The sequence below is a fragment of the Rhizobium leguminosarum genome (assembly GCF_001679785.1).
Classification (GTDB): Bacteria; Pseudomonadota; Alphaproteobacteria; order Rhizobiales; family Rhizobiaceae; genus Rhizobium; species Rhizobium leguminosarum_R.
On sequence record NZ_CP016286.1, the window covers coordinates 4,874,714 to 4,892,326 of the forward strand.

Sequence of the window (17,613 nt, forward strand, 5' to 3'; positions counted from 1 at the left end):
TGACTGCCGCCTGGCCTCCGGGTTCCCCAATGTAAAATAAGAACAGCTCGATGTGCACCCGGCTGGCGCCATGTGGCCGCCTGCGGGAGGAGTGGTGTATGAAAGGCCCGGAACGCCATGTTGATTGACAAGATTCTTTCCCGCTTCAGGATCAAGACCAAGGTTTTGATCTTCGTTCTACCTTTCGTCGTCACCATTTCGGCGGTGGGCCTGACGGGGCTCTATGCTTCCGGACTTCTGCAGGGCCGCATGGAAATATCCAACAGCGTGCTGCAGTCGCTGAGCGGCTTCAAGGATCTCTATGGTTCGATGGACGACTTCCTGCGCGTCACCAGCCCTGAGGCGCGCGACAAGCTGATCGCGGATCTGAAGACCCAGCAAGGCGTGCTCGATCAGACGCTGAACCAGGTCGGTGAGGATGCCGCCGGCCGCGACAGCCTTGCGGAAGCATCGCGCCGCACCAAGGAAATTTCGGGCGTCGTCGACAAGCTGTGGGCCCTGCACGAGCAGGAACAGGCATTGCATGAGCAGATCGACGCCGCCCAGAAGAGCGTGATCAGCACCCGTTTCACCGTGTCCTACCAGGCCGAGCAGTTGCAGAACACCGTCCAGAGCGACGAGAGCGCCGCCACAGCTACCCTTCGCACGGCCGACCGCCTGCTGAAGGGCGGCGATTTCCTCGGCACCGTCGCCAGCGGCTTCAGCAAGCCGCAGACACCGCAGGAGAAGATCGCCTTCATCAATGAACAGATGCCGGAGATCATCAAATCGCAGCGTCTGATCGCCATCTCGGTTCCGAGCAATCAGAAGAATGTCATCGATGCGCTGGCTGCGACCATCGACGGCATCAAGGCGATCGCCCAGACGCCCAATCCGACCGACGAGACCGCCACCGAACTCGGCCGTCTCATTTCGCGCTTCCGCCAGACCTCGACCTATACGCAGCTGACCGCAACGCAGAAGATGCGTGACGCGACCCAGGAATTCGCCGCGCTCGACGGCCGGATTGCCCAGGCCAATTCGGTCCTGCAGGATACGCGGCGTCTCGAAAATTCCGTCTATTCGCTTCAGATCGTTCTTTCCGACTTTCTCGCCGACTCCAGCAAGGAAAATCTCGTGCGCCTGCAGCAGCAGGCCGGCACGCTCGGTAAGGACATGCAGGTGCTGGTCACCAGCGCCAAGGGCATGGGCTTTGCCGAAGGCATATCCGGCGCGATCCAGCCGGCGCTCGACGTCATCTCCGGCGGCGGTTCGAAGATCGTCGACACGATCGGCCAGCGCGTCGCTGCCTATGCCGCGGCCCGCCAGGAACTCGACCAGATCTGGAAAAAGCTGACCGATTTCGCCGAGCTGCAGAAGCAGACGGCCGGCACCGAGCGCACCCAGGCAAACAGCATCTCCGTCATGACCACCGGTCTCGGCATCCTCCTGTCGATCCTCGGCGGCATTGCCCTGGTGCTGACGCTGCAGCGCCCGATCAGCCATATCACCGGCGCCATGCGCCGCATCGCCGAAGGGGCGCTGGATACCAGCATCTCCGGCGAGCAGCGCCACGATGAAATCGGCGACATGGCCCGCGCGCTCGGCATCTTCAAGGAAAATGCCATCTCGAAGATCCGCATCGAGGAGCAGAGCGACGAGGAACGCGCTGCCGCCGAACACGAGCGCCAGCGCAACGACGCCGAAAAGCGCGAGATGGATCGTCAGATCGAATTCGCGGTCAATGCGCTTGCCGCCGGCCTCGAACGCATGTCGCAGGGCGATATCTCGACGACGATCGAAACGCCCTTCATCGGCCGTCTCGAACAGCTGCGCCAGGATTTCAACGGTTCGATGATGCGCCTGCAGGCGACGATGAGCCAGATCCGCGACAATGTCGAACTGATCCAGGGCAACGGCAACCAGATGGCCCAGTCGGCCGAGGATCTCTCCAAGCGTACCGAACAGCAGGCTGCCTCGCTCGAAGAGACCGCGGCTGCCGTCGACCAGATCACCGTCACGGTCCGCTCGTCGGCCGAACGCGCCAAGGATGCCGACCAGATCGTCCGTCAGGCCAAACGCAGCGCCGACGATTCCGCCGTCGTCGTCAGCAATGCGATCGACGCGATGAGCCGCATCGAAGGTGCCTCGCGCCAGATCGAGCAGATCATCGGCGTCATCGACGAGATCGCCTTCCAGACCAACCTTCTGGCGCTCAACGCCGGCATCGAGGCAGCGCGCGCCGGTGAAGCCGGCAAGGGCTTTGCGGTGGTCGCGATGGAGGTCCGCGAACTGGCCCAGCGCTCCGCCGCCGCGGCGCAGGAAATCAAGGGCCTGATCAACAAGTCGACCAACGAGGTCAATTCCGGCTCGCAATTCGTGCAGGAGACCGGCACGGTGCTCGCCAAGATCAGCGCCCAGATCGTCACGATCAGCCAGCATGTCGAGATGATCGCCCGCGCCAGCCACGACCAGTCCAACGCGCTGCAGAGCGTCAACGCGACGGTCAACCAGATGGACCAGATGACCCAGCAGAACGCCGCCATGGTGGAGGAGACGACTGCCGCCAGCCGCGAACTGGCCGACGAGGCCGATTCGCTGCGCAGGCTCATCCAGCAGTTCAAGATCGACGGCGAAGCCACCGGTGCGCCGGTCTATCGCGCCGCCTGATCATCGACCGACCCGTCTTATTCGAACGGCCCCGGACTTTCCGGGGCCGTTTCTATTTATTTCGCAGAAATCGCGATCGGCCGGATTGCGAGTGCGGCGATCACGCAGAGATGATCCGTCCGAAAACGAGACCGATGAATACCTCCGACAACCCTGATTTACGGAGAATCTTCCTTAACGCTTTTAGTCTAATTTAACCTTGGTCTATCTCCCGGGGGTCTCGATGCTGCGCCTTTTCTCTACGTCGATCGTAAGCCAGATCGTTGCGATCACGCTGTTTCTGCTGGCGATCAGCACGGCCGCCATCGTCGGCGTGACCTATTACAATCTGAGCCACCATGTCATGGACGGGGCTGTCTCCGACGCCAGGGATGCCACCCGCGCCATGGCCGTCCTCTACGGCGCGGCCGATCAGGCCGCAAAGATCGAGCTGAAGGACAATCAGCTCTCCACTGTCACGGAAGACGCTATTCCCGCCCTTGCCGACCATTCGCTGGTCGACCGCACGGCGCAATCGATCGCCGGCGTTGCGACCATCTTTCAAAAGCAGGGCAGCGACTACGTCCGCATCTCCACCAACGTCAAGAAGGAAAACGGCGACCGCGCCGTCGGCACCAAGCTGGTAGCCGAGCACCCTGCCCAGCCGGTTCTCGCCAGGGGTGAAGCCTATTATGGACCGGCGGAGCTTTTCGGCCGCAAGTTCATGACCGGTTATTTCCCCATCAAGAACGCCTCGAACGCCAATGTCGGCATTCTCTTCATCGGCATTCCGATGGAGCTCTATTGCCAGCGCATGTATGAGCTGCAGATGCTGGTTCTCGGCGTCGGCAGCATCGTCATGCTGCTCGTCGGCGTTCTCGCCTTTTATGCGATCCGCCAGTCGGTGAAGCCTTTGCAGGCGCTGACCGTGAGCGTGCACTCGATTTCCGCGGGCGATCTCGAAGCGGCGATCCCTTGTGTCGAAAAGAGGAACGAGTTCGGCGACATCGGCCGGGCCTTGGCGCTTTTCCGCGACAGTGCCCGTGCAAGGCGCGACCTGGAAACCCAGGCTGCCGAACAGCGCGAATTGAGCGATGCCGAGCGTGCCAGGAACGATGCCGACAAGCGCTCGCTCGACGGCCAGATCGACTTTGCCGTCAACCAGCTTGCCGCCGGCCTCGGGCGCCTGTCGCAGGGCGATGTCTCGCAGACGATCGCCACGCCCTTCGTCGGCCGGCTGGAGCAGCTGCGCGTCGATTTCAACGCTTCCCTCTTGCGGCTCCAGGATACGCTGTCCGGTATCCGTGACAGCGCCGCGACGATCCAGCGCAACAGCGGTGCCGTCTCCGCCTCTGCCGGCGAGCTTTCCAAACGCACCGAGGCGCAGGCGGCGAACCTCGAGGAGACTGCGGCCGCGGTGGAAGAGATTACCGTGACGGTTCGTTCTTCCGCCGAGCGTGCCCGTGAAGCCAACAATGTCGTGGCTGCGACCAAGAAGACGGCCGACAATTCCGGCGCCGTCGTCGGCGATGCCGTTGCCGCCATGGATCGCATCGAGCAGGCTTCGCAGCGTATCGAGCAGATCATCGAGGTGATCGACGATATCGCCTTCCAGACCAATCTTCTGGCGCTGAATGCCGGCATCGAGGCGGCGCGCGCCGGCGAGGCGGGCAAGGGTTTTGCCGTCGTCGCCCAGGAAGTCCGCGAACTCGCCCAACGTTCGGCCGATGCGGCACGCGAGATCAAGTCGCTCATCGAGACATCGAGCCGCGAAGTGACGGCAGGGTCCGAACTGGTCCAGAAGACCGGCAGCGTCCTTGCCTCGATCAGCCAGGAGATCATCGCGATCAGCGGTCATGTCGAAACCATCGCCACCGCCAGCCGCGATCAGTCGGCCGCGCTGCAGGAGGTCAACGGTTCGGTCAACGCCATGGACCAGATGACCCAGAAGAACGCGGCGATGGTTGCCGAGACGACGCAGGCAAGCCGTCTGCTTGCCGGCGAGGCCGATACGCTGATGGCGCTGATCGAGCGGTTCCGCATCGTCGCAGAGTCGGCACCGGCTCATCTCGGAGCAAGAAGAGTCGCCTGAACCGCGCAGCCGCTGCCACTGCGGGATTGCGCCGCGGCCTTGCGGCGCCTTCCTAGATTGAGGTCGAGCGACGTCAGCCAGGCGGCAAAGCCAATGAGGCTATTGTTTCCGAATTCGGCATAGAATCTGTCCTCGTCCGCCTTGCTATCGCTTCGCTGGGGATAGTGCCGATAGCCGATGGTGCCTGCGATGGTGAGCATGTCGATCATGACAATGTCCTTTCCTATGTAAGACATCACCTGATCTAGGCGTCGAATTTCTCTTTATAAACGGGAAAAATCCCGCTATGTTTTTCATCCATGAAAAATGCGAGTTGGGATTCCTATCAGCTTTTCCTGCAGGTGGCCCGGCTCGGCGGGCTGACGGGGGCAAGCACCGCAAGCGGGCTCAGTCCTGCGACCGTCGGCCGGCGCATGCTCGATCTCGAGCAGGAAATCGGCCGCGCATTGTTTTCGCGCAGCCAGACCGGATACCGTCTGACCCAGGATGGCCAGGCGCTGCTCGATCACCTGCAGGAAATGGAGGCCGCCGCCCGCAAGGTGGCTGCGTGGCGGCAATCCGGCGAGGGCGGCACCACCGTGAGGGTCGCCGCCGGCACCTGGCTCGCCTGGCTGCTGACCGAGAATTTCGCCGCAATCCGCATGCCGGGCGATGCCTTCGCCATTTCGCTCACCATCGGTGAGGCGCGGGCAAGCCTTGCCTATCGTGAAAGCGACATCGGTATTCGCGCCTTCGAGCCTGCAGAGGCCAATCTTGCCGCACGTCTGCTCGGGGAGGTGGCCTATGCCGTCTATGTCAGGCGCAACGCCGCCGAGACCGACGAGCGCTGGATTGCCGTCACCGAGGAAGAGGCGATATCGGCCTATCTGCGCTGGCCGCACGCCCATGCGGCAGCGGGGATCGTCGCCACCGTCAATCGGCCGCGCTCGCTGCCGGATCTGGTGCGGGCCGGCGCCGGCAAGACGGTGCTTCCCTGTTTCGTCGGCGATCTCCATCCCGAATTGCAGCGGCAAGGCAGCGAGTTGCCGGAATTGCGTCACCGGCAATGGATCGTCATGAATGCCGAGGACCGCCACCGCCCGGAGATCCGGACGGTCGCCGACCGCATGACCAAGCTCATCAAAAGTTATGCCGATCTCTTCGCCGGAAAACGACCGAGCCGCGGCTAGAGCATCATGCCGAAAAGTGTGAGCGGTTTTGGGCGACATGCATCCAATAGAGACGTAGAGCGCCGCGCGCCCGATAGGTCGCGCGGCGCTTGAAGAAGCAGGCTGACGTCATCGGCCCGCCGGCCGGCTTTGGTCAATGCCGGTTGGTGACGACGACCGGGATCAGCAGGTCCCCCCAGTGGCCGTCGCCGCCGTGATGACGGGCCGAGCGCACCAGTTCGACCGAGACGCCGGCCTCGACGGCCTTCATGACCGATTGGTTCAGCCGATGCAGGTCGTTGGCGAGCATGCGGATCGTCGTCTGCTGATCCTCGCTCATGCTGCTTGCCTGCTCTTCGGCCCGTTCTCTGACGCGTGTAATGGATGCCATGATCTTCTCCTCCTCTTCGATTTATTCCGCAGCCGGCTTGAACTGCGCATGTTCGGTCGAGCCGTGCATCGCCGTGGTCGAAGACCGGCCGCCGGTGATGGCGAGCGACACGGCGTCGAAATAGCCGGTGCCGACCTCGCGTTGATGTTTTGTGGCGGTATAGCCATTGACCTCAGCGGCGAATTCCGCCTGCTGCAGCTCGGAATAGGCCGACATCTGCCGCTGCCGATAGCCGCGCGCCAGTTCGTACATGCCGTAGTTCAGCTGGTGGAAGCCGGCGAGCGTGATGAACTGGAACTTGTAGCCCATCGCTCCGAGTTCGCGCTGGAACCTTGCGATCGTCGCTTCGTCGAGGTTCTTCTTCCAGTTGAACGAAGGCGAGCAATTATAGGCGAGCAGCTTGCCGGGATGGACCTTGTGCACGCCTTCGGCAAAACGCCGCGCCTGCTCGAGGTCCGGCTTCGAGGTCTCGCACCAGATGAGATCGCAGTGCGGCGCATAGGCGACGGCGCGTGCGATGCAGGGCTCGATGCCGTTTCGCACCTGATAGAAACCTTCGACCGTGCGGCCGGCATCATAGTCGACGAAGGGCTGGTCGCGCTCGTCGATGTCTGACGTCAAGAGCTTTGCCGCTTCCGCGTCGGTGCGGGCGATCACCAGCGTCGCAACGCCCATGACGTCGGCGGCAAGCCGCGCGGCGTCGAGATTGCGGATATGGGCGGCCGTCGGGATCAGCACTTTGCCGCCGAGATGGCCGCATTTCTTCTCCGAGGCGAGTTGGTCCTCGAAGTGAACGCCCGCGGCACCCGCCTCGATATAGGCCTTCATGATTTCGAAGGCGTTGAGCGGCCCGCCGAAGCCTGCTTCGGCATCGGCTACGATCGGTGCGAACCAGGTCTCGACGGAAAGCCCCTGGGCTTCCGCGGTCTCGATCTGATCGGCGCGCTGCAGCGTGCGATTGATGCGTTTGGCCAGTTCCGGACCGGCATTGGCCGGATAAAGGGACTGGTCGGGATACATCGCCGATGCGGTATTGGCATCGGCCGCCACCTGCCAGCCGGAGAGATAGATCGCCTTCAGCCCGGCGCGCACCATCTGCATGGCCTGGTTGCCGGAAAGTGCGCCGAGCGCATTGACGAAATCCTCCTGATGCAGAAGCCGCCACAACCGGTCCGCCCCCATTTCGGCCAGCGTATGACTGAGCGCCACCGAGCCTCTGAGCCGCTGCACGTCTTCGGCCGAGTACGGTCTCTCGATGCCGTCGAAGCGGCTGGCTGATGCATTTGGAACAAGCTTGTAAAAATCAGTCATGTGCTCTCCTCACTAAAAGCCCGACAAAGGTGCTGCGTGACAAGATTGACAATATGACGCGCTATGACCAGAAAAACCTTTGATTTCCGGGGCAGAAAGAGGTTAAGATGAGGAGGATTGACAGAGTGGCGCTGTGAATTTGTAAAATTTTGTAAACATGAGCGCTCCTTCCTGTCAAAGGGTGTGACATGGCGGAACGGAAGATATTCGCAGGCCCGAAAGTCAGGCGCATCCGCAATGCGCTGGCGCTGACGCAGACCGCCATGGCCGAGGCGCTTGAAATATCGCCGTCCTATCTGAACCTGATCGAGCGCAACCAGCGGCCGTTGACGGTGCAGCTCCTTCTCAAGCTTGCAAGCGTCTACAGGGTCGATCTGGAAGAGTTGCGGGGGCAGACCGGCGGCAGTCTCGGCCAGCTCAAGGAGGTCTTTGCCGATCCACTGCTTTTGGGCGAGCTGCCGGGTGATCAGGAGTTGGTGGAGGTGGCCGAGGCCGCCCCCAATGCCGCGAGCGGCATGATCAAGCTCTACCGCGCCTATCGCGAGCAGGCGGCAAGGCTCTCCGATCTGACGGCGCTGATGGCCGCCGAAGGGCATGCGCCAGTCGCCGCCGGCCGCTTGCCGCTGGACGAGGTGCGCGAGACGCTGGAGCGTAGGTCCGCTTATTTCGGACAGATCGAGACGGCGGCGGAAGCCTTTGCTGCAACGCTCCCCGGCGGCCTCGATCTTGCTGCCGGGCTGAAGGACTGGCTGCGTTCCGAGCGCGGCATCGCGGTACGTGTCCTGCCTGTCCATGTCATGCCGGATCTGCGCCGCCGTTTCGATCGCCATTCGATGCGGCTTTTCATCTCGGAGCGCCTGTCACAGGCCGACCGTGCGCATGAGATATCAATCGAGGCCGCGACTCTCGCTTTGCTGCCGGCAATCGATGCCGAACTCGCCGATCTCTCGCTCTCTTCCGCCGAGGCGCGCCGCATCGCCCGCTTCGAGCTTGCCCGTATCGCCGCGCTCGCGCTCGCAATGCCCTACGAGGCCTTTCTTTCGGCGGCGAAAGCGACGCGCTACGATATCGATATTCTGCGTGCGCGCTTCGGCGTCTCTTTCGGCCAGGCGGCTGCGCGCCTTGCCATGCTGCAGCGCCCGGGCGCGGCCGCCATTCCCTTCTTCCTGATCGAGATCGATGCCGCGGGCCACCGGCTGCGCAGGGCAGGCGCCCAGGGTTTTCCGCAGGCCCGTTTCGGCGGGGGCTGTCCGAAGCTCAATATCCATGCCGCCTTCCTCCAGCCGGGCCAGATCCTCGCCGAGACGGTCGTCATGCCTGACGGCGCTTCCTTCCTGACGGTCGCCCGCACCCTGGAGGGACCAACTGTCGAATTCGGGGAAAGGGTCAGGCGCACTGCGATCCTGATCGGGTGCGACTCTGCCCTTGGCGAGAGCGTGGTCTATGGGCAGGCGATGGCGCTCGAGCCGGTCGCAGTCGGTCCGGCCTGCCGCCTTTGCGAGCGGCGTGGATGCCTTTCCCGCGCCGAGCCGCCGGTGACGAGACCGCTCGGGCTCGACGAGATGGTGGCAGGCCTCAGCGCCTTCGACTTCCAGTGATTGTGAAATCATTGAGCGCGCAGGATTTTGCGCTTGTGGGCTTAGAAATTCCTTCTTAGTCTGCGTCGAAAACCAGAGGGAAAAGATGCTCCGGGTGCGGAATCTTTGAACAAAACAGGAGAAGTCATGAGGTCAACCATCCTATGCGTGACGGCCGCCGCCGTTACCGCACTCCTTGCTGCCGCGCCGGCCTATGCGCAGGAGCGCGTGGTCAACGTCTACAATTGGTCGGATTATATCGACGACTCCATCCTGACCGACTTCACCAAGGAAACCGGCATCAAGGTCGTCTACGACACCTTCGATTCCAACGAGACCGTGGAAACCAAGCTGCTTGCCGGCGGCACGGGGTATGACGTCGTCGTTCCCACTGCCGACTTCCTGCAGCGCCAGATACAGGCCGGCGTCTTCCAGAAGCTCGACAAGTCGAAGCTGCCGAACCTTTCCAACATGTGGGATGTGATCCAGAAGCGCACCGCCGAATATGACGCCGGCAATGAACACGCGGTCGATTACATGTGGGGTACGGACGGCATCGGCTACAACGTCAAGAAGGTCGCTGAAATCCTCGGCCCCGATGTCAAGCCCGGCCTCGAAGTGATCTTCGATCCGAAGGTCGCCGAAAAGTTCAAGGATTGCGGCATCTACGTTCTCGACACGCCGAAGGACGTCATCTCCACGGCGTTCCGTTATCTCGGCCTCGACCCGAACTCCACAAAGGCTGAGGATTTCAGAAGGCCGAAGAGCTGTTGACGGCCGTCCGCCCCAATATCCGCAAATTCCACTCGTCCGAATATATCAATGCGCTTGCCAACGGCGATATCTGCATCGCCTTCGGCTATTCCGGCGACATGCTGCAGGCTCGCGACCGTGCGGCCGAAGCCAAGAACGGCGTCGAGGTCGATTATTCGATCCCCTCGCAGGGTGCCCAGATGTGGTTCGATATGATGGCTATCCCCGCCGATGCGCCCCATGTCGCGGAAGCGCACGAGTTCCTGAACTACATGATGAGGCCTGAGGTCATCGCCAAGGCGAGCGACCATACCTTCTATGCCAACGGCAACAAGGCTTCGCAGCAGTTCGTCAGCAAGGAGATTCTGGAAGACCCGGCGATCTATCCGACCGAAGAGGTGATGAAGAACCTCTTCACCGTCAAGCCGTGGGATCCGAAAACGCAGCGTCTGGGGACGCGCCTCTGGACGAAGGTCGTCACCGGCCAGTAATGCAGCCTTGGGCCCGGACGGAAACGTCCGGGCCTTTCAATTACCGGCCGGGGTGGAGGCCGGCAGAACCTTATATTTCGGGGAATAATATGAAGTCTCTCGGCAATATCCGCCGCGCTTTTGCGCCTTGGACCGATCCGTCTGCAAAACCCTTCATTGCTTTCAAGAATGTCACCAAGCGCTTTGGCGATTTTACCGCCGTCGACGATCTGTCGCTTGATATCTATCACCGCGAGTTCTTCGCGCTGCTCGGCGCGTCGGGTTGCGGCAAGTCGACGCTCCTGCGCATGCTCGCCGGTTTCGAGCAGCCGACCTCGGGCGAAATCGTTCTCGACGGCACCGACATGGCCGGCACGCCGCCCTACAGGCGGCCGGTCAACATGATGTTCCAGTCCTATGCGCTTTTCCCGCACATGACGGTCGAGAAGAATATCGCCTTCGGCCTGAGGCAGGACGGCATGTCGAAGGACGAGATGACTGACCGCGTCTCGCAGATGCTGAAGCTGGTCAAGCTGGAGCAGTTCGCCTCCCGCAAGCCGAACCAGCTTTCCGGCGGCCAGCGCCAGCGCGTGGCGCTTGCCCGCTCGCTTGCCAAGCGCCCGAAGGTGCTGCTGCTCGACGAACCGCTCGGCGCGCTCGACAAGAAGCTGCGCGAGGAAACCCAGTTCGAGCTGATGGACCTGCAGCAGAACCTCGGCCTCACTTTCGTCGTCGTCACCCACGACCAGGAAGAGGCGATGACAATGGCCGACCGCATCGCCGTCATGAGCCACGGCAAGGTCGTGCAGGTGGCGACACCCGCCGAGATCTATGAGGCGCCGAATTCCCGCTTCGTCGCGGATTTCATCGGCGACGTGAACATCTTCGACGGCAAGGTCGCCTCATCGGGCAACGGCACCATCGAGATCGCAATCGACAGCGGCTTCAGCGTGCGCGTCGCCTCTTCCGAGACACCCTCGGCCGGCAGCGCCGTCGGCTTCGCCATCCGGCCGGAAAAGATGCGGGTCGGGCGCACGCCTCCCGCCAACGCTTCGGTCAACGCTGCCAGGGGCGAACTCTGGGATATCGCCTATCTCGGCGATATGACCGTCTTCCATGTGAAATTGCAAAGCGGCACTATCGTCAAGGCCTCGTCCCTCAATGCGCAGCGCTCCGTCGACGACCCCTTCACCTACGATCAGGAAGTCTGGGTCTCCTTCGATGAGAACGCCGGCATTCTGCTGAAGGATTGACATCATGGGCAAGCTCACGTCCGGCCTCTACAATCGCCTCGTCATCGCCATTCCCTACACTTGGCTGTTGCTCTTCTTCCTGGCGCCCTTCTTCATCGTCTTTCGCATTTCGCTGTCGACGACGGCGATCGCCATGCCGCCTTACGAGCCCGTCTTCTCACTTGCCGACGGTTGGGCCGGGCTCTGGAGCAAGATCGGAGAGCTCTCCTTCGACAATTACAGCTACCTCACCGAGGACTCGCTCTATTTCAATGCCTATGTCTCGAGCGTGGTGATTGCCGGGATCTCCACTTTCCTCACATTGCTGATCGCCTATCCGATTGCCTATGGCATGGCACAGGCGCCGCGCAGCATCCGTCCGACGCTGGTGATGCTGGTCATCCTGCCGTTCTGGACGAGCTTCCTGATTCGCGTCTATTCCTGGATCGCGATCCTGAAACCGGAGGGGCTTCTCAACCAGCTTCTCCTGTCGCTGCAAATCATCGACAGCCCGCTGATCATCCTCAACACCAATACCGCCGTCTATATCGGCATCGTCTATTCCTATCTGCCCTTCATGGTGCTGCCGCTCTATTCGGCTCTGGAGAAGATGGACGGTACGCTGATCGAGGCGGCGCAGGATCTTGGTTGCACGCCGATCAAGGCCTTCTGGCGCGTCACCTTTCCGCTGTCGATCCCCGGCGTGGTGGCCGGCTGCATGCTGGTCTTCATTCCAGCCGTCGGTGAATTCGTCATTCCCGACCTGCTCGGCGGTTCGCAGACGCTGATGATCGGCAAGACGCTCTGGAACGAATTCAACGCCAACCGCGATTGGCCGGTCTCCTCGGCGGTCGCAACGATCCTGCTGATGATCCTGGTAATCCCGATCGTCTTCTTCCAGAACGCCCAGGCCAAGGCCGAAGAGCGGGGGAAATAATCCATGCTGAAATGGACCCGTTTCAACATCATCTCCGTCACGCTCGGCTTTGCCTTTCTCTACCTGCCGATCGTGCTGCTGGTGATCTTCTCCTTCAACGAATCGAAGCTCGTCACCGTCTGGGGCGGCTTCTCCACCAAGTGGTATGTCTCGCTGCTCTCGAACCAGGGCCTGCTCGACGCCGCCTGGGTGACGATCCGTGTCGGCCTCCTGTCGGCGACGGTCGCAACCATCCTCGGCACGATGGCGGCGCTGACGCTGGTGCGCTACACCCGCTTTCATGGCCGCATGCTGTTTTCGGGCATGATCTACGCGCCGCTCGTCATGCCCGACGTCATCACCGGCCTGTCGCTGCTGCTGCTCTTCGTCGCGATCGGTTTCGACCGCGGCTTCTGGACGATCACGCTCGCGCATACGACGCTGACCATGTGCTTCGTCGCCGTCGTCGTGCAGTCGCGCCTGTTGAGCTTCGATCAATCGATCGAGGAAGCGGCGCAGGATCTCGGCGCGCCGCCGGTGCGGACTTTCTTCGAGATCACCCTGCCGATCATCGCGCCGGCTGTGCTCTCCGGCTGGATCCTTGCCTTCACCCTGTCGCTCGACGACCTGGTGATCGCCAGTTTCACCTCGGGGCCGGGCGCCACCACGCTGCCGATGAGGATCTACAGCCAGGTGCGCCTCGGCGTGACGCCTGAGATCAATGCGGTGTGCACGATCCTGATCGCGATCGTGACCGTTGGTGTCATCTGCGCCTCGGTCGTCACCAAGCGCCGTGAAATCCAGCGCCAGCGGGACGAGCGTGCGGCAGCAGCCGGCGCCTGATGCCGTGCGACGCGCTTTATTGCGCCTGAGGCGTATTGCCGAAAAGCGGAACCGGCGAGATCACCGGGTTCGGCCAGGAACCGCCGATGAAGAACGGCAGAAGCGGCAGCTCCGCCGCCTTGGCCGGATCGGTTGCATCAAGCGATCCGGAAAGCGCCAGCCCGTTCGACTGATAGGTGATGACGCCGGAAAGCGTCAGCGTCTGTGTGGCGCCGGCGATGCGGGCGTCGTGCATTTCGGCGGAACCGTTGGCGAAATCGGCCTGAAGGTTGAGCTGGTTGAAGGCGAAGACGCCGCCTGCTGCCGCGCTCAGCGGAAAGAACGGTTTTTCGGCCGCCTGCGTCCGGAGTGCTGCGGCATCGATGCCGGGAATCGTGCCTTCCCCCGTCCAGAAGTGCAGTCTGCCGGTGACGTCGGCAAGGCCGGTCGTCCAGATCGCCTTCGGCGACTGCAGGTCGAGATCGAGCGATCCGGTTGCAAGCGGCAGCGGACCCTTCAGCTGCAGGCGCTCGGCAAGGGCTGCGAAGTCGGCATTGCGGATCGACAGCTGCAGCTTGCCGCCGCCGTCGAAGTCGCGCTGCGTTGCTTCGAGATGCGCGGTCATTTCACCGCCTTCGAACTGGCTGTCGCCAATATCGAATTTCGCCTCGCCGCCGGCAACGATCATGCTGGCGCCGACATCGGAGAGCTCGAAGAGACCCATCTGCGCGCGCCGTGCCGAAAGCCTGACGTCGACATCGAGCACCTGCAGCGGCCCGCTCATGCCGGTGGATATGTCCTCCGCCTCGCCGGCCGCGAGCCTGAGCGCGAAGGCGTCGAGGAAGGGCTTGAGGTTCATCTGGTCGAAGGCGAGCGTGCCGCCGATCTTCGGTCGTTTGCCGGGTTGGGTGAAAAGGTCCATCACCCCAGTGGCGCTCGCTTCGTTCAGCGAGAGGCTGAGATTGTTGAAACGCAGCCCGTTGCCCGACGACATGATATCGGATTCCAGCGAGGCGCTCTTCAATGTTGCGATGCCGGGGACCGATTTGCCCGACCATGTCAGAAGTGCGGGCACATCGGGAATGGTGACGGTGGCATTGCCGGAAAAGGCCGAAAGGCTCGCGATACTGGCAATGCCCTGGAAGTGCGCGGTCAAAAGGTTTGATGTGAGCGACGTTCGTGTCTCGGCATTCCTGCCGGCAAAGGCGAGCAGCGGCTGGCGCGAGGCGAAATCGACCTTCAGGTCTTCGCCGTTGATGCGGGCAATGACCACCGCCGAGATCGCGCCGGAGAGTCTCGGCCAGGCGATATCTGCGGTGACGCTGTCGAAATGATAGGTCTTGGCGGTCTTGATGTCGGTGACCACAAGTGTGCCGTCCTCGACGGTCACCGCCCCGATCTCGGCATCGAGATCGGGATCGAGCATCTCAGCTCCGTTTTCGTAGCGTACGCCGCTGATCGCGCGTGCCAGCAGGCCGGCATAACTCCAGTCGATGAGCCCTTTTTCATCGCGCGTCAGTGCCAGGTTGGGACGCACCAGATGGAATTCGTGGAAACTCGTCCGGCCTCTCAACGCATCGATGAGGCTAAAATCGGCCGACAGGCTTTCAATGCTGCCGAGCAGCTTGTCACCGCTTTCGCGCGGCTGGCGGATAGTGATCTGGTTCAGCGTGATGCGCGGCGTCGGCCAGAATTCGAGAACCGGACTGCCCTTGATCTCGGCATGGTAGCCTGTCCATTTCGACAGCGCGTCCTCGATACCGGAGCGCACGAAGCCGGTCGAGATGAGATAGGGTGCGGCAACCCTGAGCGCCACGAAAAGCGCCAGCGCGATCAGCAGGAACACCGTCGACAGGCGGGCGAAGGCCGGAAGCCAGCGCGAAACGGGTCCGATCTTCCTGCGCCACCTGCGATGTCTTGACGTGCTCATGATCTCCGCCGGCAAATTCAGCCGGTCATCCCGTTATGCGCTGATTTCGCCGGATATAGGAAATGCCAGGCATATGCAAATCTCTTACAGCGCCGCACGTCTTTTCAGACGCGCAAAGGACGCTGTAACCTTTGAATTGACGGCATCGGATCACGCCGGTTCCGTACTTTATAACGCAATGCAGCATGATATAAGGGCGGTATTGGGGAGGAGGATTGAATGCAAGATAACAGACCACTTTGGGTGCCCTCGGAGGATGCCGTTGCAAAAAGCCCGATCCATGCCTTCATGGAGCGCTGCAATGCCGATTTCGGGCTTTCTCTTTCAGGCTTTGAGGATCTGCATGCATGGTCGGTGGCCGAGCGGGAGAATTTCTGGTCGACCGTCTGGGATTTCTGCGGCGTCAAGGGAGAGCGCGGCGCAGAGGTGTTAGCCAATGGCGACCGCATGCTGGAGGCTCGCTTCTTTCCCGATGCGACGCTGAACTTCGCCGAGAACCTTCTGTCGGGCCGCGGGGAGGGCGATGCCATCATCTTCCGCGGTGAGGACAAGGCCGAGGACCGCTGGTCGTGGGACCGGCTGCGCGCGCTGGTCTCGAAGCTGCAGCAGGCCTTCGCAGCACTCGGCATCTCTGAAGGCGACCGCATCGCCGCGATGATGCCGAACATGCCGGAGACCGTCGCCGCCATGCTCGCCGCCGCCTCGATCGGCGCTATCTGGTCGTCCTGTTCGCCTGATTTCGGCGAGCAGGGTGTGCTCGACCGCTTCGGCCAGATTGAGCCGAAGCTGTTCATTGCCTGCGATGCTTATTGGTATTCCGGCAAGCTGCAGGATGTCGGCGCCAAGGTCGCGACGGTCGCAAAAAATCTGGGTGTGCCCACAGTCATCGTCCACTACGCCGGCGATGCGGAGGCCGTGGCGCGTAAGACGCCGGGGGCTTTAACGCTTGAGGCCTTTGTCGCGCCCTATGAGGCAAGGGAGGTCGAGTTCACGCAGCTTGGTTTTTCGCACCCGCTCTACATTCTCTTTTCGTCGGGCACGACAGGCGTGCCGAAATGCATCGTGCATTCGGCCGGCGGCACGCTGCTGCAGCATCTCAAGGAGCAGCGGCTGCATTGCGGCCTGCAGACGGGCGAGAAGCTGTTCTATTTCACCACCTGCGGCTGGATGATGTGGAACTGGCTGGTCAGCGGTCTCGCCAGCGGCGCGACGCTCTGCCTGTTCGACGGTTCGCCCTTCGCCCCCGATGGCAACGTGCTGTTCGACTATGCCGAGGCCGAAAAATTCGCCATCTTCGGCACCTCGGCGAAATATATCGATGCGGTGCGCAAGGGCGGGCTGACGCCGCGCGTCAGCCACGATCTCTCCAGCCTGCGGCTGATGACCTCCACCGGTTCGCCGCTGTCGCCGGAAGGGTTCACCTTCGTCTACGAGGGCATCAAGGAAGACGTACAGCTCGCCTCGATCTCAGGCGGTACCGATATCGTCTCCTGCTTCGTGCTCGGCAATCCGCTGCAGCCGGTCTGGCGCGGCGAAATCCAGGGGGCCGGCCTCGGCCTTGCGGTCGACGTCTGGAACGATGACGGCAAGCCGGTGCGTGGGGAGAAGGGTGAGCTTGTCTGCACCAAGGCCTTCCCCTCGATGCCGGTGATGTTCTGGAACGACCCCGATGGCGCCAAATATCGCGCCGCCTATTTCGACCGGTTCGACAATGTCTGGTGCCACGGCGATTTCGCCGAATGGACGGAGCATGGCGGCCTTGTCATCCACGGCCGCTCGGATGCGACGCTCAATCCAGGCGGTGTTCGCATCGGCACGGCCGAGATCTACAATCAGGTGGAGCAGATGGAGGAGGTGGCCGAGGCGCTCTGCATCGGCCAGGACTGGGACGACGACGTGCGCGTCATCCTCTTCGTCCGCCTTGCCCCGGATGTGACGCTGACCGAGGATCTCGTCAAGGCGATCAAGACCCGCATCCGCACCGGCGCCTCGCCGCGGCACGTGCCGGCGAAGATCATCGCGGTTGCCGATATTCCCCGCACCAAGTCCGGCAAGATCGTCGAGCTTGCCGTGCGCGAGGTCGTTCACGGCCGGCCGGTGAAGAACCAGGAAGCGCTTGCCAATCCAGAGGCGCTGGGGCTCTTCGCCGGGCTAAGCGAGCTGAAGGATTGACAGCGATCGTAGATTACAAGCTTTCACCCTTTATCAATTTCCTGTCATGGAAACCTTTCGTTAAGAAAGGTTTGTCAAAGGTGAAGCTAACTTGGGGGCCGCACATGAACGATGCGGCCTGGGGCCTTCCGGCCTCCGAAACATGACGTTGATCGACTGAGCTCTTGTTGA

At 62.1% G+C, this 17,613-nt stretch carries 12 protein-coding genes and 1 pseudogene; 9 read left to right on the forward strand and 4 right to left on the reverse strand.

All coding sequences use genetic code 11. The annotated features are described in order from the left end of the window. Positions 1 to 117 precede the first annotated feature (117 nt). Both BA011_RS23720 and BA011_RS23725 read left to right on the forward strand, forming a co-directional pair. Positions 118 to 2,649, forward strand: coding sequence for a methyl-accepting chemotaxis protein (locus tag BA011_RS23720; protein WP_065282230.1), 2,532 nt, complete (start codon positions 118 to 120; stop codon positions 2,647 to 2,649). Between the two features lie 223 nt (positions 2,650 to 2,872). Further along, positions 2,873 to 4,720, forward strand: coding sequence for a methyl-accepting chemotaxis protein (locus BA011_RS23725; protein WP_065282645.1), 1,848 nt, complete (start codon positions 2,873 to 2,875; stop codon positions 4,718 to 4,720). Here the strand turns inward: BA011_RS23725 and BA011_RS23730 are convergent. Further along, positions 4,693 to 4,929 (reverse strand): hypothetical protein, encoded by a 237-nt coding sequence (locus tag BA011_RS23730; protein WP_065282231.1) that lies wholly within the window; start codon positions 4,927 to 4,929, stop codon positions 4,693 to 4,695. The two genes, BA011_RS23725 and BA011_RS23730, sit on opposite strands and share 28 nt — an antisense overlap. A gap of 90 nt (positions 4,930 to 5,019) precedes the next feature. Here BA011_RS23730 and BA011_RS23735 point away from each other — a divergent pair, with 90 nt between their 5' ends. Further along, positions 5,020 to 5,889: a LysR family transcriptional regulator gene (locus BA011_RS23735; protein ID WP_065282232.1), complete on the forward strand. Its 870-nt coding sequence runs from the start codon at positions 5,020 to 5,022 to the stop codon at positions 5,887 to 5,889. Positions 5,890 to 6,022: 133 nt separating this feature from the next. Here BA011_RS23735 and BA011_RS23740 read toward each other — a convergent pair whose 3' ends face one another. Together BA011_RS23740 and aceA are read right to left on the reverse strand one after the other, a co-directional pair. Continuing rightward, positions 6,023 to 6,259: a hypothetical protein gene (locus BA011_RS23740; RefSeq protein WP_003545603.1), complete on the reverse strand. Its 237-nt coding sequence runs from the start codon at positions 6,257 to 6,259 to the stop codon at positions 6,023 to 6,025. 21 nt (positions 6,260 to 6,280) lie between these two features. After that, entirely contained in the window at positions 6,281 to 7,570 is a 1,290-nt protein-coding gene (gene aceA / locus BA011_RS23745; RefSeq protein WP_064652538.1) for an isocitrate lyase, read from the reverse strand. A gap of 188 nt (positions 7,571 to 7,758) precedes the next feature. On the opposite strand from aceA, the gene BA011_RS23750 reads away from it, so the two are divergent. From BA011_RS23750 to BA011_RS23770, 5 genes and pseudogenes are all read left to right on the forward strand, one after another. After that, positions 7,759 to 9,168, forward strand: a complete 1,410-nt coding sequence (locus BA011_RS23750) for a helix-turn-helix domain-containing protein (protein WP_065282233.1) — start codon at positions 7,759 to 7,761, stop codon at positions 9,166 to 9,168. Between the two features lie 126 nt (positions 9,169 to 9,294). Then, a pseudogene (locus BA011_RS23755) lies at positions 9,295 to 10,391 on the forward strand (polyamine ABC transporter substrate-binding protein). A gap of 89 nt (positions 10,392 to 10,480) precedes the next feature. Beyond that, complete coding sequence (locus BA011_RS23760; RefSeq protein WP_065282234.1) at positions 10,481 to 11,623, forward strand: ABC transporter ATP-binding protein; 1,143 nt, start codon at positions 10,481 to 10,483, stop codon at positions 11,621 to 11,623. A 4-nt stretch (positions 11,624 to 11,627) separates the two neighbouring features. Further along, positions 11,628 to 12,539: an ABC transporter permease subunit gene (locus tag BA011_RS23765; protein WP_065282235.1), complete on the forward strand. Its 912-nt coding sequence runs from the start codon at positions 11,628 to 11,630 to the stop codon at positions 12,537 to 12,539. A 3-nt stretch (positions 12,540 to 12,542) separates the two neighbouring features. After that, positions 12,543 to 13,361 carry an ABC transporter permease gene (locus BA011_RS23770; protein WP_065282236.1) on the forward strand — a complete coding sequence of 273 codons (819 nt, stop codon included), beginning with the start codon at positions 12,543 to 12,545 and terminating at the stop codon, positions 13,359 to 13,361. Positions 13,362 to 13,377: 16 nt separating this feature from the next. On the opposite strand, the gene BA011_RS23775 is transcribed toward BA011_RS23770, so the two are convergent. Continuing rightward, positions 13,378 to 15,270, reverse strand: a complete 1,893-nt coding sequence (locus tag BA011_RS23775; protein ID WP_065282237.1) for an AsmA family protein — start codon at positions 15,268 to 15,270, stop codon at positions 13,378 to 13,380. Between the two features lie 219 nt (positions 15,271 to 15,489). Here BA011_RS23775 and BA011_RS23780 point away from each other — a divergent pair, with 219 nt between their 5' ends. Beyond that, positions 15,490 to 17,442, forward strand: coding sequence for an acetoacetate--CoA ligase (locus BA011_RS23780; RefSeq protein ID WP_065282238.1), 1,953 nt, complete (start codon positions 15,490 to 15,492; stop codon positions 17,440 to 17,442). The last annotated feature ends 171 nt before the right edge of the window (positions 17,443 to 17,613 follow it).